This is a genomic window from Candidatus Ornithobacterium hominis (assembly GCF_951229915.1).
Taxonomy (GTDB): Bacteria; Bacteroidota; Bacteroidia; order Flavobacteriales; family Weeksellaceae; genus Ornithobacterium; species Ornithobacterium hominis.
Genome location: NZ_OX579588.1, coordinates 324,538 through 347,353 on the forward strand (window position 1 = coordinate 324,538; position 22,816 = coordinate 347,353).

Annotated in this window: 23 protein-coding genes; 8 read left to right on the forward strand and 15 right to left on the reverse strand. The window is 35.8% G+C overall.

The annotated features are described in order from the left end of the window. Position 1: 1 nt before the first annotated feature. From thrS to QOX03_RS01500, 3 genes are read right to left on the reverse strand one after another with little or no spacing between them, the layout of a single operon-like run. Entirely contained in the window at positions 2–1,921 is a 1,920-nt protein-coding gene (gene thrS / locus QOX03_RS01490; RefSeq protein WP_283671217.1) for a threonine--tRNA ligase, read from the reverse strand. A gap of 34 nt (positions 1,922–1,955) precedes the next feature. Further along, complete coding sequence (locus QOX03_RS01495; protein ID WP_353616903.1) at positions 1,956–2,702, reverse strand: TIGR02757 family protein; 747 nt, start codon at positions 2,700–2,702, stop codon at positions 1,956–1,958. Next, positions 2,702–3,943: an ABC transporter permease gene (locus tag QOX03_RS01500; RefSeq protein ID WP_283671219.1), complete on the reverse strand. Its 1,242-nt coding sequence runs from the start codon at positions 3,941–3,943 to the stop codon at positions 2,702–2,704. The genes QOX03_RS01495 and QOX03_RS01500 overlap by 1 nt, the downstream gene beginning before the upstream one ends. A gap of 675 nt (positions 3,944–4,618) precedes the next feature. Here QOX03_RS01500 and QOX03_RS01505 point away from each other — a divergent pair. After that, positions 4,619–5,692 (forward strand): FISUMP domain-containing protein, encoded by a 1,074-nt coding sequence (locus tag QOX03_RS01505; RefSeq protein ID WP_283671220.1) that lies wholly within the window; start codon positions 4,619–4,621, stop codon positions 5,690–5,692. Between the two features lie 58 nt (positions 5,693–5,750). Here QOX03_RS01505 and QOX03_RS01510 read toward each other — a convergent pair whose 3' ends face one another. Further along, a complete protein-coding gene (locus QOX03_RS01510; RefSeq protein WP_283671221.1) occupies positions 5,751–6,506 on the reverse strand; it encodes an alpha/beta fold hydrolase in 756 nt (251 codons plus the stop codon). Then, the gene (gene mutY / locus QOX03_RS01515) at positions 6,503–7,513 is read right to left on the reverse strand and encodes an A/G-specific adenine glycosylase (protein ID WP_283671222.1); all 1,011 of its coding nucleotides are present in this window, start codon (positions 7,511–7,513) and stop codon (positions 6,503–6,505) included. The genes QOX03_RS01510 and mutY overlap by 4 nt, the downstream gene beginning before the upstream one ends. An 86-nt stretch (positions 7,514–7,599) precedes the next feature. On the opposite strand from mutY, the gene QOX03_RS01520 reads away from it, so the two are divergent. Together QOX03_RS01520 and QOX03_RS01525 are read left to right on the forward strand one after the other, a co-directional pair. Further along, positions 7,600–7,896 carry an HU family DNA-binding protein gene (locus tag QOX03_RS01520; protein ID WP_119058677.1) on the forward strand — a complete coding sequence of 99 codons (297 nt, stop codon included), beginning with the start codon at positions 7,600–7,602 and terminating at the stop codon, positions 7,894–7,896. A 191-nt stretch (positions 7,897–8,087) separates the two neighbouring features. After that, positions 8,088–9,647: an Rne/Rng family ribonuclease gene (locus QOX03_RS01525; RefSeq protein WP_283671223.1), complete on the forward strand. Its 1,560-nt coding sequence runs from the start codon at positions 8,088–8,090 to the stop codon at positions 9,645–9,647. Here the strand turns inward: QOX03_RS01525 and QOX03_RS01530 are convergent. After that, a complete protein-coding gene (locus QOX03_RS01530; RefSeq protein WP_283671224.1) occupies positions 9,644–10,300 on the reverse strand; it encodes a ComF family protein in 657 nt (218 codons plus the stop codon). The genes QOX03_RS01525 and QOX03_RS01530 overlap by 4 nt on opposite strands. Before the next feature lie 26 nt (positions 10,301–10,326). On the opposite strand from QOX03_RS01530, the gene QOX03_RS01535 reads away from it, so the two are divergent. Both QOX03_RS01535 and QOX03_RS01540 read left to right on the forward strand, forming a co-directional pair. Beyond that, positions 10,327–10,782 (forward strand): 6-pyruvoyl trahydropterin synthase family protein, encoded by a 456-nt coding sequence (locus tag QOX03_RS01535; RefSeq protein WP_283671225.1) that lies wholly within the window; start codon positions 10,327–10,329, stop codon positions 10,780–10,782. Beyond that, a complete protein-coding gene (locus QOX03_RS01540; RefSeq protein ID WP_119058674.1) occupies positions 10,755–11,537 on the forward strand; it encodes a UDP-2,3-diacylglucosamine diphosphatase in 783 nt (260 codons plus the stop codon). Before QOX03_RS01535 ends, QOX03_RS01540 begins: the two co-directional genes overlap by 28 nt. On the opposite strand, the gene QOX03_RS01545 is transcribed toward QOX03_RS01540, so the two are convergent. Further along, positions 11,517–12,455 carry a DUF6427 family protein gene (locus QOX03_RS01545; protein WP_283671226.1) on the reverse strand — a complete coding sequence of 313 codons (939 nt, stop codon included), beginning with the start codon at positions 12,453–12,455 and terminating at the stop codon, positions 11,517–11,519. The genes QOX03_RS01540 and QOX03_RS01545 overlap by 21 nt on opposite strands. Before the next feature lie 33 nt (positions 12,456–12,488). Between QOX03_RS01545 and QOX03_RS01550 the strand changes: the two genes are divergently transcribed. Continuing rightward, positions 12,489–12,707, forward strand: a complete 219-nt coding sequence (locus QOX03_RS01550; protein WP_283671227.1) for a hypothetical protein — start codon at positions 12,489–12,491, stop codon at positions 12,705–12,707. An 85-nt stretch (positions 12,708–12,792) separates the two neighbouring features. Here the strand turns inward: QOX03_RS01550 and rfbD are convergent, their stop codons facing one another. The 8 genes from rfbD to QOX03_RS01590 all read right to left on the reverse strand — a co-directional run bounded on the left by rfbD (position 12,793) and on the right by QOX03_RS01590 (position 20,752). After that, positions 12,793–13,656: a dTDP-4-dehydrorhamnose reductase gene (rfbD, locus tag QOX03_RS01555; protein WP_283671228.1), complete on the reverse strand. Its 864-nt coding sequence runs from the start codon at positions 13,654–13,656 to the stop codon at positions 12,793–12,795. An 80-nt stretch (positions 13,657–13,736) separates the two neighbouring features. Beyond that, positions 13,737–14,282, reverse strand: coding sequence for an OmpH/Skp family outer membrane protein (locus tag QOX03_RS01560; protein ID WP_119057003.1), 546 nt, complete (start codon positions 14,280–14,282; stop codon positions 13,737–13,739). A 17-nt stretch (positions 14,283–14,299) separates the two neighbouring features. After that, a complete protein-coding gene (locus tag QOX03_RS01565) occupies positions 14,300–14,815 on the reverse strand; it encodes an OmpH/Skp family outer membrane protein (protein WP_283671229.1) in 516 nt (171 codons plus the stop codon). Between the two features lie 28 nt (positions 14,816–14,843). After that, entirely contained in the window at positions 14,844–17,441 is a 2,598-nt protein-coding gene (bamA, locus tag QOX03_RS01570) for an outer membrane protein assembly factor BamA (protein WP_283671230.1), read from the reverse strand. Between the two features lie 10 nt (positions 17,442–17,451). After that, positions 17,452–18,198, reverse strand: a complete 747-nt coding sequence (gene uppS, locus QOX03_RS01575; RefSeq protein ID WP_283671231.1) for an undecaprenyl pyrophosphate synthase — start codon at positions 18,196–18,198, stop codon at positions 17,452–17,454. 8 nt (positions 18,199–18,206) lie between these two features. After that, complete coding sequence (gene porG, locus QOX03_RS01580) at positions 18,207–19,049, reverse strand: type IX secretion system protein PorG (protein ID WP_283671232.1); 843 nt, start codon at positions 19,047–19,049, stop codon at positions 18,207–18,209. A 153-nt stretch (positions 19,050–19,202) separates the two neighbouring features. Then, on the reverse strand, positions 19,203–20,093 hold the full coding sequence (locus tag QOX03_RS01585) for an NAD kinase (protein ID WP_119056999.1): 891 nt from the start codon (positions 20,091–20,093) through the stop codon (positions 19,203–19,205). A gap of 2 nt (positions 20,094–20,095) precedes the next feature. Then, positions 20,096–20,752, reverse strand: coding sequence for a CBS domain-containing protein (locus tag QOX03_RS01590; RefSeq protein ID WP_283671233.1), 657 nt, complete (start codon positions 20,750–20,752; stop codon positions 20,096–20,098). Positions 20,753–20,877: 125 nt separating this feature from the next. Here QOX03_RS01590 and QOX03_RS01595 point away from each other — a divergent pair, with 125 nt between their 5' ends. After that, positions 20,878–21,786, forward strand: a complete 909-nt coding sequence (locus QOX03_RS01595; protein ID WP_283671234.1) for a mevalonate kinase family protein — start codon at positions 20,878–20,880, stop codon at positions 21,784–21,786. Between the two features lie 108 nt (positions 21,787–21,894). After that, the gene (locus QOX03_RS01600; protein ID WP_283671235.1) at positions 21,895–22,815 is read left to right on the forward strand and encodes a UbiA family prenyltransferase; all 921 of its coding nucleotides are present in this window, start codon (positions 21,895–21,897) and stop codon (positions 22,813–22,815) included. Position 22,816 lies beyond the last annotated feature (1 nt).

The following is a 22,816-nucleotide window of genomic DNA, read 5'->3' on the forward strand; positions in this document are numbered from 1 at the left end:
ATTAAACTTTCATTTCTTTTTCTAGCAATTTACGGAAGTCATCCACAGGCATTGCTCCTAAATCACCTTCGCCGTGTTTACGTACCGAAACCATTGCTGTATTTTCTTCATTTTCACCTACAATCAGCATAAAAGGGATTTTTGCTAACTCGGCATCTCTGATTTTCCGTCCAGTTTTTTCAGCCCTTTTGTCAATCAGTCCGCAAATATCGGAATTTTCTAATAAATTTAAAACTTTTTTACTGTAATCCAAATATTTATCGCTAATAGGTAAGATGATAAATTGTTCTGACGCCAGCCACAAGGGCAAATCACCTGCGGTGTGCTCTAGTAAAATCGCTACAAAACGTTCTAATGAGCCAAACGGGGCACGGTGAATCATCACAGGCCGATGCTTCTCATTATCTGAGCCAATGTATGATAAATCGAAACGCTCGGGTAAATTGTAATCCACTTGAATCGTCCCTAGCTGCCAACTTCTGCCTAAAGCATCTTTTACCATAAAATCTAGCTTTGGCCCGTAGAAAGCTGCCTCACCATATTCTACTGCAGTTTTTAGCTCTCTTTCTTCCGCTGCTTGTATGATGGCGTTTTCTGCTTTTTGCCAATTCTCATTACTTCCAATGTACTTGGAGTGGTCTTCTTTGTCACGTAATGAGACTTGAGCGGTATAATCTTCAAAACCTAGTGCATTAAACACGTATATGACCAAATCAATGACTTTTTTAAACTCGTCTAATAGTTGGTCTGGCGTGCAGAAAATATGTGCATCGTCTTGTGTGAAGCCACGAACACGTGTCAAACCATGCAATTCACCGCTCTGCTCGTAGCGGTAAACGGTGCCAAATTCTGCAAAACGCTTTGGTAAATCTCGATAAGACCATTGCTGGGATTTATAAATTTCGCAATGATGCGGGCAATTCATTGGCTTTAATAGAAATTCTTCGCCTTTATTGGGCGTTTGAATCGGCTGGAAGCTATCAGCGCCATATTTCTCATAATGCCCTGAAGTCACGTATAAATCTTTGTGGCCGATGTGTGGCGTTACAACCATTTCATAACCTGCTTTTTGCTGGGCTGCTTGCAGAAAGTTTTCTAACTTTTTTCTCAAAGCAGCACCTTTGGGCAGCCAAAGAGGCAACCCAGAACCCACTTTCTCAGAGAAAGTAAAAATTCCGAGCTCTTTGCCCAGTTTTCTATGGTCACGTTTTTTTGCTTCTTCTAATTTATGGAGATATTCTGTTAAATCTTTTTGTTTAGGAAACGTAATTCCATAGACGCGTGTCAATTGTGGATTTTTTTCATTCCCTCGCCAGTAAGCGCCTGCAGCGTTAAGTATTTTTGCAGCCTTCACAAATCCTGTATGCGGCAGGTGCCCTCCACGGCATAAATCAGTGAAATTCTCGTGCGAGCAGAAGGTAATTTCGCCGTCATTTAAATTTTCAATTAATTCTGTTTTGTACGGATTATCGGTATAATTTTTTAGCGCTTCTGCTTTTGAGACAGGATATAATTGGAATTCACTCTTTAGGCGAGCGTGTTCTAGCATTTTTTTCTCAATTTTTTCAAAATCTTTTTCAGAAATACTTTCTCCTCCAAAGTCTACATCATAATAAAACCCATTTTCTATTGCTGGGCCAATTGTTAATTTTGCTTCAGGGAAAAAGTCTAAAATCGCTTGAGCCAAGAGGTGTGCAGAGGAATGCCAAAACGCTTTTTTACCCAAATTATCGTTCCAGGTGAGAAGTTGTAAACGGGCATCTTCGGTAATGGGTGTAGAGGTCTCTACTTGTTTGTCGTTTACCAAAGCAGAGAGGACGTTTCTAGCTAATCCTTCGCTGATGTTTTGCGCAACTTCCATGGGTGTAACGGGGTGGTCATACGAGCGAACACTGCCGTCTGGGAGCGTAATGTGAATCATGCTAAATTTGTTTTAATGCACAAAATTAAAAAATCTATTCAAATGCACCTATCCCAAAAAGAGCAAAATCAAATTTCACAGGATCTTTTGCATCATATTTCTTTAATTCATTGGTTAGGAATTCTGCAGATTTCCAATCATTGGCTTTGCGCTGCAATAGGTTTAAACTCCGCGCAACACGGCCAGAGTGCACATCTAATGGAATGATGAGCTTTTCTTTTGGAATTTTTTTCCACAGCCCAAAATCAACAGGATTATCTCTTACCATCCAGCGCAAAAACATATTGAGGCGCTTGGCTGCCGAGTTTTTTGCTGGGCTAGAAATGTGCTTTTGTGTCCTGAAATCTGGCTCGAAAAGAAATTTCTCTCGAAACCGTTCAATCGCATGAAAAGTGTTGGGCTCTTCTGCTTTTATTAAAAAATAATCCTCTAAACTCTCGGCGCCAAAATATAATTTTTTTAAGGCTTTAAAAAAATAAGTTAAATCCAAATAATTGAACGTGCGGTGTACAAAATTAGTTGCTTTTTCAAAATCTTTTAGGCGACCGTGGATGATGAAATCATAGGGTGAAAAATCCATGATTTCCATGATTTGGTGAGCATTTTTGATGATGCTTTTTCGCTTGCCCCAGGCAATCGTGGAAGTAAGCAGCCCTGCGATTTCTATATCTTGTTTTTGGTGAAACAGATGTGGAATCTGGATAGGGTCGGTGGTGATGAACTCTTCTTGACAATAAAGCTGAAATTTTTGTTGAAGAAATTTTTCTAATTTTTTGTCCATCAACCTGAAATTTTAATCGCTTTATTAGGGGAAATCTTTCGAATCAAAAGAGAAGGAAGATACAGAACCAAGGCAGTAATAATAATTGTGCCTAAATTGACTAGCAAAAAAATCTCCCAAGATAAATAAACTGGCGCTTTGGAGATGAAGTAATTTTCTGGCGGGAGCTGAATTACACCAAAGTAGTTTTGAATTAAAAGCAAACCCAAAGCCATCAAGTTTCCTGCAACCAAACCAGGAATCATGATAAACAAAGCTTGATGAACAAAAATACGCATAATCTGCCTATTGTTCGCGCCCAAGGTCTTTAAAATCCCAATGGCACTTGTTCGCTCTAAAATTAAAATTAAAATTACCATAATCATATTAATGACTACAACAATCATCATGATGAATAAAATAATAAAAATATTGGTATCAAAAATGCTAATCCATTCATTAATTGCTGGAAACTGGTCGGTGGCGGCTGCCGCAATTTGATTATAGCCGATTTCTTTATTTATGTGAGCTTTGATTTGCTCTAAATCACCATTGATGTTTTTTACAAAAAGCTCAAATCCACCTACAAAATCCTCTCCCCAGCCATTGAGTTTTTGCACTTGCCGAATGTCGCCAATCACATATAAATCATCAAATTCACTGATGTCTGTAGTGTAGATGCCGTTTACCGTAAATTTCCTGTAAATAGGCTGTGCATTGAGTTGCTTTTCATTGAGAAACACCATATTGAAAGTGCTATCAATATCTAAATAAAAATTATTGGCTAATTTTTGAGAAATTAAAACCCGTGAGCTAATTTCATTTTGTGAAAAATCAGGAATCTGACCTTTTAAAATAAATTTTTGAAACCGATCTTTATCAAAATTTTTATCCATTCCTTTTAGCAAAACACCATCAAAACTTTTTTCGGTGCGGATAATACCGCTTTTGGTCGCTGTTGCTTGAATATGCTGAATTTCAGTTAAAGAGAAATGAGGATAATATTTTTGTGGCAGAGCAATAGAATCAGAATTGTAAGAAAGATTAGTGTTGTATGGTTGAATGGTGATATGCCCGTTAAAATCAGCTAATTTTTCTTTGATTTCTTTTTTAGCACCGAATCCTGTAGACAGCGTAATAAGCGCCACGATGGTACCCAATGCCACAGCAATTTGCCCGATGCGGACAATCTTTTGAGATAAGCTTGGGCTGCCTTTGGAGTCCCAAGCAATTTTTTGTGCAAAAAACCAGCTAAAATTCAAAATATTAGTTAATGGGTCAAATAATTATAAAAAAATCACATCTTTACTCAAAAACCAATTTGAGTTAAAAATGAAGTTCAAATATACATTATTATTACTGAATTATAACTGACTAATTCCTTGAGCATTTAGAGGAATTAAAATAAAAATTTCCTTATGGAATTGAAGTAAAACAATATATTAAATTGATTGTTAATTAGATAGGTGAATTAAGACTTCCACTCCTCATAACCTCAAAAAAACAAATTTGCGTAATTCAAAAACGTAAAATACATTTGCGGGCAGGTTGAGAGAAAAGAAAATCTCAACGGAAAATTTTAACAAAAAAAAATAACGAAATTTTAACAAATGAAATTTGTGAGTTTCAAAATAAAGTGTAAACACACACACACACACACACACACACACACAAGTAATGAGCTAAACAACTCATTATCAGCAACTTATAGTAATTTTTTGCTTCCCCGCGGGAGCGAACCGCAAAGCCGTGCAAGAAAATCTTGTGCGGTTTTTCTATTTTCACCTGTGTGAGAGTAGTAATTTCTTCAAAAAGAAGAGCCTCACGGGTTGGGGCTCTTTCTAAAAGAAGAAGCAAGGAAATAGCAAAAAAAACAGCAAAAATTTAATTAAGAAAAGAATAAATCAATAAAATATTAACCAAAAAAATTAAAACAAATGAAGAAATTATTACTTTCTTTTGTTGTATTGCCAGGGGCCTTAGCCACCGCTCAGGTGGGCATTAACACAGAAGAGCCAAAAGCCATGCTAGACATCAGCGCAAAAGACAACCAAAAAGGAGACCTGCGCATACAAGATGTTGAGGAGAAATCTACCCAATGGCTTTTAGTTTGGGATGAAGAAGACCAAAAGGTGAAGCGCAGAAGTCTCTCAGACCTCAAATATGATATGATATTAGATAAAGGGAAAATAAATTATATCCGCAGTAAGCAGCCAGATAGAGCAGATGAGATCATCAATAAAATCAAAAAATGTGCACCAGAAAATATACTTTTTGATAAATTATTTGGTATCGACTACATTGAAGGCAAACATGATTTTGTGTATTGCGCTACACTTGTAAGCGAGGGCAGCTACAATAGAACATGGCTCAACCTCAACCTTGGTGCGGCGTATGCAGACATAAATAGTCCTCATTTTAACCCTACCGTTAATAAAACAGGAGAAGCTACCCATGGAGATGATAGAACCTACGGTTCATTATACCAATGGCAGAGAGCGAGTGATGGGCATGAGTTTAGGGATTCACAAACTACCACTGAACCGGCCCCAAGTTGGACATGGGCATACGCAAGATATCATGATCATTTACCAGGGAAGTTTATTACTGGAGAGCCTAACTGGGTAAGGAATACTAGAGAGGCACCAGATTTAAAGTTGTGGGGAGCAGTAGGAGTTAATGACCCTTGCCCGTCAGGTTACCATGTTCCGACTGAGCAGGAGTGGGACAAATTTCATCAGGCTGTAACGGGTAGCCATTATGAATTTTTTACTAATCAAATGTGGACACAGACTAAGTTGCCAAACCTTGCAGCTGCTGGCAAACGTGGCGATGATGGTTTAATAGAAATAGATGAGAAGGATCCTTACGGGTACTACTGGAGTAACAATAATACTATAGACTTGAAACGCGTTAATAGCTTTATATTCAACAATGAAGAAAGCTCTATTGTCACCAACAGCTACCACCTAGCTGAAGGGCACAGCGTCCGTTGTATTAAGAATAATTAAACGTTTATTTAAGATCAGAAAATCATCAATTAAAATTAAAGGCTTAGAGAAAAATTTTCTAAGCCTTTAAAAATTTAATTAAAAATTCACGTGATTCTTCGGGTGCTTCATAATGCCCTAGATGCCCCGTTTTTGTCACTTTGATTTTGATGTTATCCCGTTTTGGAATTTCGTTTAGATAAGAAATATCCACTGCAACGTCATTTTCACCCAATTGAATATAGATAGGGTAATTTGCAGAAGATAAAATGTCTGTGGTGTCTTTCCTTTCTTTCATGCCAAGTGCACAGGCTACGATGCCTTTTACTGTCGTTTCCTCAGCCATGGCTATGGCCTGCTCCAATTCTTCTGAGAATTTATCTAAATCCTCAGGCTTAAAAAGACTTGTGATGGAATTTCTGATGAAAAGAGATTTGTTTTTAGGTGCTATTTCAGCCACTTTGTCCCGTTTTCTCTTTCCCTCATCACTATCGGGCAGAGATTTGGAATAGAATAAAAACAGCCCAGCCACACGTTCTGGGAAGTCACGGGCGATAGACAATGCGATGTAGCCACCCATGCTATGCCCCACCAGCTTTGCTTTCTGAATGCCTAAATCATCCATCAATTGAATGATTTCTGCTGCTTGAGCTTCCATTGTATTGATTTCCAGTGATTTTTTTGTTTTCCCGTGCCCTAAGAGATCGGGTAAGATGAATTGGTGATTTTTCACATTGGTTATCATATTTCCCCACATTTTGGCAGTTTCTAGGTAGCCGTGTAGCAGAAATACAGGTTCGCCAGTGCCGAGGGTTTTAAAATTCAGATTTGTCATTTTTTTTTGTCTTTAATTTTTTGATTGATAAAATTTTCGATCGGTTTAGGCACGGGGTAATTTTGAACAGAAGTCAAATCAACAATCGTGCAATTCAGCTTTTGAGCTAAATTTTTTAAGCCTTTAGAAATTTTCAATTCATGAAAAGAAATATTCAATTTACGGTGAGATAAAATATGCGATGTTTGCTCGGTGAGTCTTGCTTGGTTTTCATATTCTAAAGGAATTTGAGTCGGGAAGTCGTAGAGATTTTGCCAAAAACCTTTTTGGGCTCGGTAATGAACGAGAAATTTTTTGTTTTGAGAAATGAAGAAATAATTTAGCTGAATTTCTTTGATTTTAAGCTGAGTAACTTTGAGGGGTAAATTTTGAATTTCTTTTTTTTGATAAGCGAAACAAGTGTTTACGATGGGGCAAATTTCGCATTTCGGGTTTTTGGGCAAGCAAATAGTTGCGCCGAGTTCCATCACCGCTTCATTAAAGTCACCAGGATTTTCTTCTGATATAATGTTTTTTCCTAATTCAAAAAAAACGTTGAAAGCTTTTCCCCCAGCGATGTTTTCAGCAATGCCAAAGTAGCGTGCATAGACTCGGTAGGCATTCCCATCAATGGCGGGAACGGCTTCACCAAAACAAATTGAGGCAATAGCGGCTGCGGTGTAGGGGCCGATGCCAGGTAATTTTTTAAGGCTTATAAAATTTGTAGGAATCTTCCCGTTGAGTTCATCATTTATGATTTTTGCCGCCTTATGCAAGTTACGAGCTCGGGAGTAGTAGCCCAAGCCTTGCCATTGGCGTAAGACGCTTTGTTCGTTGGCTTTGGCTAAATCTTGCAGCGTTGGAAACTCAGAAATGAAACGAATATAGTAATGGATTCCTTGGTCTACTCTTGTTTGCTGAAGGATGATTTCTGAAACCCAAACATGGTAGGGAGAGGACTGTTCTCGCCATGGGAGAGGTCTTTTATTTTGATGAAACCAATCTAAAATGTAGTGAATGAAAGACATAAAAAGGAAACTTGTTCGGTAAATAGAAAAATATTGGTATATTTGCAAACTTGAAAACACGAAATTAATTAAAAATCTATTATATAATGACGAAGGCAGAAATTGTATCTAATATTTCTAATAAATTAGGATTGGAGAAAAGCGATACGCAAAGTGTTGTGGAGGCTTTTATGGAAGAGGTGAAAACATCTTTGACACAAGGAGAAAATGTGTATTTGCGAGGTTTTGGTTCTTTTATTATAAAAACAAGAGCTCAGAAAACGGGCAGAAACATATCTAAGAATAAATCAATCGTTATTCCTGCTCATAACATCCCAGCGTTTAAGCCAGCGAAAACATTCATGGATAGCGTGAAGGAAAAAGTAGATGTAGTAGAAAAATAAAAAAATAATCGTAAAAATAATATTAATATGCCAAGCGGAAAGAAAAGAAAGAGACATAAGGTGTCAACACACAAAAGAAAAAAAAGAAGAAGACTTAACCGTCACAAAAAGAAAAAATAATTGAAAATAAATGCATGAAATGCACCACCTACTTTTGACTGGTGGTGCATTTTGATATTAAAAAAAATTGAATGGATAAGCAATTAGTTATTAATTCCGCAGAGGAATGTGTGAAGATAGCCTTGCTTGAAGATGGACGCTTGATGGAATTTCATCAAGAGGAAAATAACCAGAAGTTCAATGTTGGAGACGTTTATTTAGCCAAAATAAAAAAATTAGCCCCAGGCATGAATGCGGCATTCGTCAATCTTGGCGGTGAAAAAGATGCTTTTCTACACTACCATGACTTGGGCTCGAATATAAAATCTCTACTGAATTATATTCAAATCGTAAGGTCAGGAAAGTTTAAATCTCACCTATTAAAAAACTTCCGAGATCAAGAAGAAATTGATAAAAATGGTAGGCTAGAAGATGTTTTACAACCTGGGCAGAATGTTTTGGTTCAAATTGCCAAAGAACCCATCTCAACAAAGGGCCCGCGCGTAACTTCAGAGATCTCTGTAGCTGGGCGCTATTTGGTTTTAGTTCCTTTTCAGGATAAGGTTTCTATTTCACAAAAAATTAAAGAAAAAAGTGAGAGGGACCGCCTCACGATGTTGGTGGAAAGTATAAAGCCAGAAGGTTTTGGAGTCATCATCAGAACCGTGGCAGAGAATAGAAAAGTGGCAGAACTGCATGCCGATCTTGAAGACCTTGTGAATAAATGGGAGCAAATCTTTAATGACCTTAGAGCTAAGAAGTTACCAAAGGTAGTTCACACTGAAATGGGAAGAGCTTCATCGATTTTACGTGATAAATTTTCAGAAGATTTTACAAAAATTTATTGTGATGATGAGGATTTGACCGAAGAGTTAAAAGAGCTGTTGAAAATCATAGCTCCTGGCAAAGAAAAAATAGTCGAGGCTTATAAGAAAAATCAACCAATCCTTGAATTTTTCAATGTTGAGAAACAAATCAAAACTTCCTTTGGGAAAAACGTTAATATTTCTAAATCTAAAGGAGCATACCTAGTCATAGAGCATACCGAGGCGTTGCATGTGATAGATGTAAACTCAGGTAACATCAAAGGAAAAAAAGAAAGCCAAGAGCAGAATGCACTAGATGTAAATATGCAGGCAGCAACAGAAGTAGCCCGCCAGCTTCGCTTAAGAGACATGGGGGGAATCATAGTGGTGGATTTTATAGATATGCGAGAGGCTAAAAACCGTAGGAAGTTTTATGACCACATGAAAGAGGAAATGAAAAAAGATGGAGCTAAACATAAAGTCCTGCCACCAACTAAGTTTGGTTTAGTTCAGATTACTCGTCAGCGTGTTCGCCCAGAGCTTTCGATAAAGACATTTGAGGAAAACCCCAATAAAAACGGGGAAGTAGAAGCTCCTATCGTGATAATGGAAAGGATAGAGACTAGCGTACGAAATATTGCTGAAAATGGGAAAGCTAAAAAAATTACAATCCATCTGCACCCTTTTGTTGCAGCATATTTGAAGCAGGGAATTCCTTCTATCAGGAAAAAATGGGCTTGGAATTATAAACTACCTATTAAAATTATGCCACACGATGCGTATAAATATTTGGAGATTCATATAACCAATGAGAAGGACGAAGAACTTTATAGCGAATCGAATTAATTAGCCTGAGCTAAACAAAAAATGTAGAAGCTTGTATCATTCTTTTCTAGAAAGGATTGAATACAAGCTTTTAAAGTTCCTCCAGTGGTGATGACATCATCTATGAACAAGACTTTCTTCTCGCTTATTTTTTGTTGGCAAATAAAATTTTCAGCAGAAACAGATAAACGCTGCTTGCGGTTTTTTTTGGTCTGCGAAGAACTTTGTTTGATTCTTTTGAGACAACTTTTATAAACAGGAACGTTAAATTCATTAGCGATGCTTTCTGCAATGAGATGCGTTTGGTTGTAACCCCTTGATTTTAAAGTCTTAGAGTGACTTGGGATAGGGATTACAGCCTCAAAATCAATTTCGTGAAGCTTGTAGAACGATAATTGAGCCAAAAACTTCCCGACTTGCGGTTGATTGTAATATTTGTTGGCGTGCAGTAGCTTATACGTTGCATTACCATGTGTGTAAAATAGCAGGGCATTTCCACCTAAAAAATTTTTAAGGCTTGAAAAATTTTCGTGAATTTGATTGGGACGATGAAACTCCCAATGCGTATAGGGCAGCTGATGCAAACAAGAAATGCATAAATGCTGATGAGTTGGTAGAATTCTGCTGCAATGAAGACAGCGCGATGGTATAATGATATCTAATAAGCGTTGCATGCCTTCAATTTATTATATTTGTAGCAATGAAAAAAGTAAGAGTTACTAAAATTTTCAATTTTGAAACATCTCATGCACTTTTTGGTTATGATGGGAAGTGTAAAAATATTCATGGGCACTCGTACAAGCTGTTTGTCACGGTACTGGGAGAGCCCGTGCAGGAACAAACTGATTCTAAAAACGGAATGCTCATCGACTTTGGAGAATTAAAAAAAATTGTGAAAGAGTTGATTGTAGATCCGTTTGACCACGCAATAATTCTTAATCAAAATTCGCCACATGCAGCATTGGGAGAGAAACTTAAGCAAGAAAATCACGATGTGATAATGCTTGATTACCAACCGACTTGCGAAAATATGTTGATTCATTTTGCTGAAATTTTAAAAAAAGCATTGCCCGATGAGGTAGAATTGGTCAAATTAAAACTCTTTGAAACGGAAAATAGCTACGGAGAATGGTTAGCGAGCGACAACATCAAATAAAAATACCGAAAGGAAGGAAAATTTATTTTGCATCAGATCAGCATTTTGGCTCACCAAATACTAAGGAGAGCATCATTCGGGAAAAAAAATTCATCCAATGGCTCGATGAAATAAAACCTGATGCTTGTGCTTTATTCCTATTGGGCGATTTATTTGATTTTTGGTTTGAGTACAAACAAGTCGTCCCTAAAGGTTTTGTGAGAGTTTTGGGCAAACTAGCTGAACTAGCAGATGCTGGGATTCCGATTTACTTTTTTATTGGGAATCATGATTTGTGGATGAGAGATTACCTCAAGCAAGAATTAAATGCAAATATATTCAAAGAGCCACAGCGTTTTCTGATGAATGACAAGCGATTTTTGATTGCCCATGGAGATGGTTTAGGGCCAGGAGATTATGGGTATAAATTTTTGAAAAGAATCTTCACAAATCCAGTAGCAAAAACTTTATTTTATCTTCTACACCCCGATTTTTCGATTTGGCTTGGTAAAATGCTAAGCGAAAGAAATAAATACCTGAGCGGGAATGAAGAAGATTCCTACCAAGGAGATGGTAAAGAATGGCTTTTTCAATATGCTCAGGCGATGCAAGAGAAAGAAAAATTTGACTATTTGGTTTTTGGGCACAGGCATTTAGCATTAGAAAAAAAAGTTGGTGAAAAATCGACTTATTTCAATATTGGCGATTGGATAAAGCATTTCACCTACGGCGAATTTGATGGCTTTAATTTTAGCTTAAAAACGTACTGTGTTTAAAATCTGAATCAGTTCTATATGCCGTGAAATCTGATATAAAGAAAAAGATAAAACAACAAGCCAAACGATGATTTCCCGCCTCACTTTCGCCCCGTGAAGTGAAAAATTGGACAATAGAAGAGATAGCGGTAGAGCTAAAACCAAAAAATTTTTGGAGGATTTGCCAAAAAAATAAAGATAAACGGCACTAGCAAAAAGTAGCATAAGAATATTGGTGAAAATAATTTTTTTCTCAGTCTTCTGTCGGTTAATATTCTGGAAATAATCGACCAAAGAAAATAAGCTTAACCCTAATATTGGAGCGAAATAGTAATAATTCGAACTCTCATGAAATTCTATCTTTTTAAGACTGCCTAACTGGCCTAACTGCAAATAAAAAAAATCTTGTAAATCAAAAATAAATATGATTTCTATCCATAAGAATGTGCCTGTTAAAATCCCCAAAAAACAAGAGGTAAGAGCACTGACTTGTGTTCTCCCCATCATGATAAAATGAAAGATAATCGCTATGAAAAAAATGATAAAAGGCGGGTGGATGGGTAATATAATACAACCAAAAAAACCAAAATCGAAAGGATTGAATATTTTTTTGGAGAAATCCCTCCCGTCTAGCATCTGAAAAAAAATAAGGCTTAAAAAAAAGTAACCACTATAGAAACTAATGTCACCCAAATCTTCTAGAAAATTAAGAATAAACAAAAGATAGAAGAAAACAATAAAATGACTTTTTTTTACAAAATTTACCACTTGATTGTACCCTGCGGCTAAGACGAAAAGTATCGCCACCAGTATAAATGAGATAAGCTGTGGCATTGCTACCAAATCTTCATTAAATAACAGAAATAAGCCAAGTAAACTTAAGCCTACGAGTATGGCAGAAACAAATAATTGATTAACTTTTAGTAAAGTTGTAATCATTTTTTTTTAAATTTGGTGCAAAGTAAAGGATAAATGGTACATTTTGCATTTTTTAAAGAAATATTTTATGGCATAGGAAGCTTTTTTGAGTGGAGTTTTCAAATTTTGCCTCCGATTGGTATTGTTGCTAACTGCATTTTATCACTAGTTGTCTTAGGTCTATTAATTTTTTGGTGTCTGAAAATTATTTCCTATGGCAAAGAAGATAAAAGGGAAGTTGATTATCGTGAACCGCATAATTTTTTAGATTAAATTTCTTCAAGTAAAATTTTGAAAATAAAAATGGCGATAACTATCGTTTGAAAATTATTGACAATTTTTTTAAGCCTTAAAAAATTTAATTAGAAATTTTTTGTAAAACTTCATGCAAAGCATCCTTCCATTCAGATTGTTTAACTTGGTAGGTTTTAATAATCTTTTGATTGTCTAAAACGCTAAATTTCGGTCTTTTTGCTGGGGTAGGATAAGCAGCGGTTGAGATAGGGTTGATTTTAATCTGAGCTCCCGTTTGTTTTTTTATTTCATTAGCAAAGTCAAACCAAGATGCCTGCCCAGCATTGGTGAAATTGAAAATTCCAGGCTTTTTATTTTCTGAAAATAAAATTTTTAAGATAGCTTTTGCAATATCATTGGCGTTGGTAGGAGTTCCTAATTGGTCTTCAACAACGCTGATTTCATCTTTTTCATCAAATAGATGAAGCATGGTTTTAAGAAAATTTTTACCATATTGGGAGTAAACCCAAGCCGTTCTGATGATGATGCTACTAGGGTTGTAATCCAAAGCTAAACGCTCCCCTTCTAGTTTTGATTTTCCGTAGACATTTTGTGGATTAGTTAAATCATCTTCTTGCAAAGCTTGAGAAGCATTTCCGTCAAAAACATAATCAGTAGAAATGTGTATAAAGATAGCATTTTGCTTAGCACATTCTTTGGCTAAATAGCCCACAGCATCGGCGTTGACTTTAAATGCATTTTCTACATCATCTTCAGCCTTATCTACAGCGGTGTAAGCTGCACAGTTTATAACGGCATGGACTTTATTGGTGGAGAAATAATCTTCAATAATTTTAAAATTAAATAAATCAAAGGAATCTTTATCTTTAAAAATAAAGTCATAATCTTTAAACGGATTTTTATCAATAATTTCTTTGATACACTGGGCCAGCTGGCCATAGCCTCCAGTTACAAGTACTTTTTTCATAGAATTTTGTTGACTAAAGTAAAGATATAAAAAAAACCGTTCCATACAGGAACGGTTCATTGATTAAGATTTTAATTTTTTTACAAGCCTAAAAGTTTTTTCACCTCTGAAGTTAAATCCGTACCTCCTTGAAAGTAAACCAAACTTCCATTTTTGGCAGCTGTAGCTAAATCAAAGATATAGCTGATGTTTTTCTTTTTACCGACTTCTGCAATGGCATTTTCTATTTTGGTATAAATTGGTTCAGTCAATTCACCTTCCATTTTAGCTAAATCTTGTGTGGCTTTTTGTTGATATTGAGCCAAAGTTTGTTGTTTTTGCTGTAAATTTTGCTCTACAGGTTGCAATTTTTGCATCATTGCTTGTTTTTCTGCATCAGACTTATTCTGGACAGATTCTATATCCTTTTGTGCCTTGGTGTAAATTTCTTGGATTTCTTTCTGCTGGCGCTCGACTTCTGTTTTGTGTCGATTAGCTTCAGCTTCTAGTTTTGTCTGCGCTTCTTTGAACGCAGGCATTGCATTTAAGATGTCATTTGAATTTACATGTGCTACAGCTTGTGCATTTAAATTAGCAAAGCTGAACATGAAAAAAGATAAGAATGCAATTAAGGTAAACTTCTTCATATTATTAAATTTTCTATTTATTTATTATTTTCCTTTAATGTCTTTAAAACCTCCTCGCTGATGTCATATTTGGGGTCAGAGAAGATTAAAATCAAATCCCCATTACCTTTATCAAATACAAAGCCGTAATTTCTCCGTTTAGCAACTTTATTTACTGCATTGTAAATTTGATCTTGTAGAGGTTTAATGAAACTTAGCTGAGCACTGATTAAATCTCCCTTTGGGCCATATCTTTTTTGCTCTAAATCTGCAATATTTTTCTTTTTTTCTACGATTTCTTTTTCTCGTTCTTTAATCTTTTCTTCGCTTAAAATGATTTTTTCATTATTCAATGCATTAATCATTTCATCTAGCTCAGATTGGTGTTGAGTAATTTCGATTTCCCAATGTTCTGTTTGTTTATTTAACCTATCTTGTGCTTGTTGGTAAGCAGGTAGGTTTTTTAAAACATAATCGGTATCTACATACCCAAACCGTTGTGCAAAAATAGAAATTCCGACAAAAATTAGTGCAAAAGAAATTTTTTGTTTCATCTTTCTTAGTCTTACAATATTTATTCCATTATAAAGATTGCCCGAAAATAAAGTGTGTTTGCCAACCAGAAGGTTTGCCAGCAGAGTTAGGGTATTGGTCAAATCCATACCCAAAGTCAAATCCTAGCATACCAAAAGCTGACATAAATACACGTACACCAACTCCAGCTGAGCGTTTCAGCTTAAATGGCTGAAAACTACTTGAGTTGTCCCAAGTGTTACCAGCTTCTATGAAGCCAAGCCCGAATATTTTTGCTTGCTGCCCCATAGTAATAGGGTATCTAAGCTCTAGTAAAAATTTATCATAAATGGTTCCACCTCCAAGCGGTGTGATGTCCTTTTTGCTACCCCCACCATCGGTAAAGTCTTCATAACCTCTCAAAGGGATGATTTCTCTACCATCAAATCGGTTAGCTTGCAAACCAGTACCTCCCATGAAGAATCTCTCAAATGGAGAAACACCAATTGTTTTATTATAAGCTCCCATAAATCCAAATTCTGCACCTGTTCTCAAAACTAATTTACCAATGATTTCTTTGTACCAGTTCCCGCTAAATTGTACTTTATAATATTCTAACCATTTATAAAGGCTTTCAAAATTTTCTTCCTCTTTTAATTTTTTATAATCTTTATTATTTAATAATGAATAAGGAGGAGTTAGCTTTAAACTTACATTAAAATCTGAACCACTTTTTGGGAATATGGGGTCGCCTGTTGATTGGCGGCTGAGCCCTATTTGATAAGCTAAATTATTTGCTTGGCCATCTCGGTAACGAATTGATCCAATATTATACCCATAATTTTTGAAATCGTAACGCTGATAAGAAACTGAATTACTTAGACGGAAATAATTATCGGGCCAAGTTAAAAGCTTGTTCAATCCCAATGATGCCCCCCATATGGTAAGTCGAGAGTCATCATTTTGGTATAAATTTTTATAATTTGAGTTATAAATAGAGATACTCAATGCCGTAGGTCGGCTTCCACCAATCCATGGTTCTATAAATGAGAAACTGAAGTTGGAGAAGTAACTACCTGCCTGTGCACGTAATGATAAAGTTTGCCCATCGCCTAGGGGTACGGGTTTCCAATGTTTTCCTTTGAGTAAATTCTTTAGAGAGAAATTCTTAAAGCTTAATCCCAAAGTCCCAATAAATCTTCCGCCGCCATAGCCACCTTGTAATTCCACTTGGCTGGAACTTTGTGGCGTTAATCCCCATTTTACATCTACGGTGTTGCTTTCTTGGTTGGGTTGTATATCATAGGTGATTTGTTGAGGGTCAAAGTAGCCTAGCTGCCCAAGATTGATGTAGGTTCTTTTCAAGTCAGTTTTACTAAACAATTCACCTGGTTTGGTATAAATTTCTCTTGCAATTACATGGTCGTGTGTTTGCGTATTCCCATCAAAGGTTACATAATTCCAGCGGGCTTGTGAACCTTCTTGAATGATGATATCTAGATTAATCGTATCATTCACAACTGATTTCTCTACGGGAATCACACGAGAAAATAAATAGCCATTGTCTTGGTAGAGTGTAATTACGTTGTCATCTCTATCTCCAGAGCTTAGTTTTTTTTCAATGCCTACTGCATCGTAGGGGTCGCCCTTTTTGTAGCCAAAAATTCGGTTTAGAAGTTCGGTATCATAAACGGAATTTCCAATAAAGTTTACATCGCCGAGGTAATATTGGTTTCCTTCATCCAAACCAATTTCAATCAAATAATCATTCTTTTCCGTTCTAGAAATACTGTCCCAAACCACTTTTGCATCACGATAACCGTAACTCTTGTAGAACTCAATCAAATTGCCCAAATCTTCTTCATATTTTTCAGGAATTAATTTAGAGCCTTTAAAAATTTGAAAAATATGCTTTCTTAGGATTCCTTTTCTTTTGGTTTCTTTTAGTGCTTTCCTTCTTAGCTTAGAATCACTAAAAACTTGATTTCCTTCAAAAAGAATATCTTGAATTTTTATCCTTTTTCCTCTATCCACATTTATTGTCAATATATCAGTATAATCACGTCCCTCGGCAGGGGTGTGAGAGATGTTGACTATAGCGTCAGGGTATCCCTTTTCGGTATAATGTTTTTTGATATTGAGTCGAGTTTGGTTTAGTAGATTTTGAGTGATTTTGACTCCAGGTTTCAATTCATTGTTTTTCACAAAATCCTCTTGAGCTGATTTTTTTACGCCAATAAATTCAACTTTGTGAATAGATGGAACGCCTTCTAAATTGAAGATAAGATAAGCTTTACCTTCTTTTACCTTGTTCAAATAAACTTCAACTTCAGAAAAACGAGAGGTTTTCCATAGTTTTTTTATGGCATTATTCAGTTCATTTCCTCTCAAATCTATACTTTCACCGATTTGCAGACCAGTGAAATTTAAAATTTGTTTGGATGTATAGGGGACCCCGCCCACAATTTCGATGCCGCCCAAGACATATCTGCCGCTCAGTGGCAAAAAATGATTTTGAGGTTTGACTTGAGGATTAAAATTATTCCCATCAGTTTGTAATTTTTCCAAATCCAATGATAATTTAGTGCTATCGGTCACCAAACTATCTACCTGAGCTTGTAACAAGCTGAAAATTGAAAATAAAAAAATAAATAAGTTTTTTTTCATAAAAATTTCATTAAACTAACTGTTCACCGGTTTTTCCAAACCTTCTCTCGCGGCTCTGATAATCAATCACAGCTTTAAATAAATCTTTTTTTCTAAAATCTGGCCAAAGCACTTTGGTAAAGTGCAATTCAGCGTAAGCACTTTGCCACAGCAAGAAATTGCTGATTCTCAATTCCCCACTTGTACGAATCATTAAATCTACATCAGGCAATTCTGTCGTGTATAGATAATTTCTGAAATCTTCTGGAGAAATACTTTCAATGCTTTTTTGGTTACCAACAACTTCTTTGCAAATTTTCTTAACGGCATCTATGATTTCATCTTGAGAGCCATAGCTCAAAGCCAGAGTCAATGTCGCTTTTGTATTATTTTTAGTCGCATCTATAACTTTATTCAACTCAGCCTGTGCCTGTGCAGGCAAAAGTTGCGTTGAGCCAATAGTGCGTAATCGGATGTTGTTTTCTTGGAAAGTATGAAGCTCTTTAGTCAAAGTTTTAAAAAGTAAATTCATCAAGAAGTTGACTTCTTCAGTGGGGCGTTTCCAATTCTCTGATGAGAAAGCATATAGCGTAAGGTAGGGGATGTTTAACTCATTACATCCTTCTATGGCAGAACGCACTGCCTTGATGGCATTTTGATGACCAAAGGTTCTCAGCATTCCCTTTTTTTTAGCCCATCGCCCATTCCCGTCCATGATGATGGCAAGATGCTGAGGGACTCGAGCTAAATTTATTTTATTTTTTAAAGTTGCAGTCATTCTTTTCATTAATCACAAAAACATGGCGGCCGCCCAAAAGCGTAAGTTAAAGTTAATCCTGAAAATACATACCAATCGTTTGTAGAAGGATTGCCAATTTTTGTGTTTTCTAATATTTCATTATTTCTAGAAATAACATCATTTTCGGCATAAAATTTCAGCAAATCATTTTCTACAAAAAAATGATAATTTCCATCTTTTGGAGAACTTAAATCTAAATTATCATTAAAGGTGGGTCTAAATCCAACTTCAGCTGAAACAACCCAGTTCCAACCAAATTTATATTTAAAACCTAAACCAATCGGCAAAGAAAAACCAATATTTTTCTTTGTCTCGTATTCTATTGAAGAGTCAAAAGGTATTCCTCCTTTGATTGGCATTCCCAAGGCATCTCTTTGAAATTGATGATAAACATTTACAACAGGTGTGTTTGATAAAAAACCACCAATTCCACCAAAGATGTAAGGAGAGTAAGCTCTTTCTTGCTCGCTATTGATGGGGAAAAAATTATATTCAAAAACTGCTGCAGCTTCTATGATGGAGTTTCTAAACTGATAGCCTCGCTGGTATCTGTAATCTTCTATTGCGACTTTATCATTATAAGCTTCGTTATAATATCCTAGGCTAAAACGCAAAGTGTGCTGAGGATTGTAATTCAATCGGTACAATAAACCCACAGCAATGGGGATAGAATACCCGTCACTCATCTCCTTGGGGAAAGGGTTGATATAATCAGTTCTTCCGATATCACTAATTAAATTAGTTGCCCCTAAGAAACCACCTATTTCGTGTTTCTGAGCCTGTAGAGAGAGACTGAAGCTGATAAGCATAGACAAAAATAATTTCTTCATACTTTGATTTGAAAAGTATAAGTTAAATTTAGCCCTTAAATAATCTATTTTTTTTAACAATGCACAAATATATAAATTTTGATTCCCTCTCCCTATCTAATTAACAAAAATTATTAAACCTTATTTTTCAAGGCTTTAAAAAAATAGAAGAAATTATTGTGGTTGATTTCTCGAATCTTTGCCCCAAAAAAGTTTTTTCCGTAAGGTTTCCAAGTAATTTTTATTGTTTAAATCAACTAAGAAAATAGGGAAATCAGCTTTTCTTATCGTGATTTTTTTATCCACAGGCATTGAATTCAATCTTGAGTCTAGCGAGAAAGAAAATTCTGGGACGCGGCTGTGAACTTCTAAGCTAATTTTTGATTTATCAGAAATAATTAGCGGACGAACATTTAGGTGATGTGGTGCAATTGGTGTGATGACAAAATTTTCTGTCGTTGGTGTGATGATAGGTCCATTGCAACTCAGTGAATAGCCGGTAGAGCCTGTAGGTGTAGCGATAATTAAACCATCAGCCCAGTAAGAGTTTAGAAAAACATCATCCACATACGTATCGATAGTAATCATGCTAGTGGTCTCTTTCCTCAAGACTGAAATTTCATTCAGAGCGATTTTAAAAGGTTCCTCTAAATCTTCAGACTCTACGCACAAAAGTGACCGCTGACTTAGTTTGAAATTTTTAGCCAAGATGTCATCAATGTTTTCCATGATTTCGGATTTATTGATAGAAGCCAAAAAACCCAGTCGCCCAGTATTGATGCCCACGATTGGTACTCTCGCCTCCCGCACAAAATTCACGGCATTTAAGATAGTCCCATCTCCGCCAAAGGTGAAAAATAAATCTAAATCACCCCATAAATCTTCATGACTCGTAAAGGTAGAACAGCCTTCGGTAGAGATGTTCTTAATTTTTTTTAAAGCTTTAAAAAATTTTTCTTCCACTTGAATTTCAATTTTTTTAAGCCTTAAAAAATTAAAAAATTCAGGGAAAAAATCATTCAAATCACTTGAGCTGGTTTTTCGTCCAAACAATGCTACTCTCATTGTCACAATTCCATGTATTTTAGTAAATTACCAAATCTGTCGTTGAGCAAATCGTAGTGCTCACCCTCTTTTTTATAAATTTCTACCACGTAGCCAAAGCGTTCAAACGTTTGAATCAAGGAATCAATGTGCTCAACTTGAAGTTTTATGTAAGCAGAGGTATGGATCTCGTTCTGATATTGAATCGCAATGCCAAAAGTTTTAGCATTATTAGACTCCAGAATTTTGCTTATCTCGCTCATGGCAAACTTCACCGTATTATTTTTCACGCTCAGCCAAGTGAAAGGCTCTGCATAGAATGGGTGTTTTGCCATTTCTGCCATTAAATCCTCTAAAGTCACGTAGCCTAAATATTTATTTTGATGATTGATGACAGGAATAAAGTTGGCCCTGAAGTTCCCAAACTTTGAGATACAAGCTAAGAAAAAATCTTCTTCAGTTGCATAGAAATCTTCCAATAAATCAGGCGTAATGCGTTTCGAGATATTGAATTCAGAAATCAACTGATCGTACGAAATATTTCCTGCCCAAGTTTGGTTTTCGTTTAAAACGGGGAAGTGCGAAAAACGAAATTCTTCCATTAAATTCAGTGCTTCCGTAGGCTTAGTATCGAAGCCAATGGGTTTTAAATCATTGATTAAAAAATGCGCTATCGTCATAGAAATATTTGTGGCGAAGTTACAAAAATAGGTGAGAAGTCTGCTAGCGGGAGAATATTTAAAACAAATTTAGCATAATATTTATCAATTAAAATACTTAAATTTGCATTGTTTATAACCGATGAATGAGGATACCTTCTTTTTTTGCTAAAATTTTACTCTTTGGGGAATACGGCATTATAGAAAATGCAAAAGGTTTGACTATTCCTTTTGATTTCTACAAAGGGAGTCTGAAGTTTGATGAGGCGAACTTTCAATCCAAATCTCACAAGGATATTGTAAAATATGCTGAATATTTGGAGCAAAATATGCCTGAGGAATTTGATTTTCTAAGCCTTTGGGGAGATTTAAAAAAAGGAATGTATTTCGATTCAGATATTCCCCAAGGCTATGGCGTTGGAAGCTCTGGCGCTTTGGTAGCTGCCGTGTATGATCGCTATGCAGTACATAGAATTGATAAAAACCAGTTGAATAAAGAAAGTATCTCTAAGCTGAAAGAGAAATTTGGGCATATGGAATCTTATTTTCATGGGAGAAGCTCAGGAATCGACCCGTTGATTTGCTATCTCAATATTCCTTTGCTCATTAATTCAAAAGAAGATATAGATACCATCAGCATCCCAAAAGGCAACGGGAAAGGAGCTGTTTTTTTAATTAACAGCGGTGCACCAGGCGAAACTGGCCCTATGGTGCAAATATTTTTTGAGAAATTAAAGCAAGAAGGTTTTCGTAAAACCCTGCACAAGGAATTTAATAAGTATAACAATGCCTGTATAGATGCTTTTGTGAAAGGGAAAAAAGAGCCGCTTTTCCAAAACTTGAAAAATTTATCAACTTGGGCTTTGGTAAACTTAAAACCCATGATTCCCGCTAAAATCATCTCTGCTTGGGAGAATGGCATCAAAACCAATGATTACTATCTGAAGCTTTGTGGCTCGGGCGGGGGCGGCTATGTTTTAGGCTTTACAAAGGATTTTGAGAAAGCACAGGAAATGCTGTCTGATTTTGAGTTAGAGACTGTTTGTCGTTTTTAGAATCTATTTAGAACCTAAGTAAAACTTTTTTATTTAAAAAATTTAAAATAAGATGTAAGGTAAATGTCATAAAAAAATAGATCTCATTAAAATTTAAACAGACTATTAATGTTAAATAAAAATTTTAAAAACAAAATAGGCTGGAAGCTATTTGCACTTTTTACGGTGGTGAGAGGTTACAATATTCTAATGCTCATTTTGGCGATGTATTTCACGGCATATTTTATTTTTTCTTCAGACACGACACTATTTGACTTCGTTAAATCCAATAAAATTCACTTGATTATTTTAGCTTCCGCACTAACGGTGGCTGCAGGCTATATTATCAACAATTTCTATGACGCTCAAAAAGACCAATTAGGCAGACCAGTGATGACTTACATCAGCCGATTTGTAAGTCAAGAATTTAAGCTAAATGTTTACCTTTTGCTTAATTTTTTGTCCCTACTTACGGCGCTCATAGCCAGTTGGCGTGTAGCATTATTTTTTGTCGTATATCAAATTTTGGTTTGGTTTTATAGTCACAAACTCTCAAAAATAGTTTTTCTTAACAACATATCTCACACCATTTTATCGCTCTTTCCCTTTTTGGCATTACTTTTATATTACAACAACCATGCACCTGTGATTTTCTTGCATGGATTTTTCTTGGGAGGACTCTTGCTGATAGCTGATTTAAGTAAAGATTTGTTGACGCAAAAAGCAGATTTAATTTATAATTACAAAACTTTAGTAACTGTTTATGGAACCCAAACATCAAAAATTGTAATTTCAATATTTATAATGATAATCATTTCGCTCGGGATCTTCATGCAAAATATAGAAAAATTGGGGCACATGCGGCTTTATTTTCTGCTGATGACGGTAGCCTTATTTTTTTTAAGCATCATTATATGGTTCATTCATTCAAAGGTCGAGTACCTACTCTATCAATACGCTATTAAAACTTTGTTGGGCATAGGCGTAATTAGTATTGCGTGGATAAAAATAAATCCATTAGATTTGCAAAAATTCTTTATTATCAATTAAT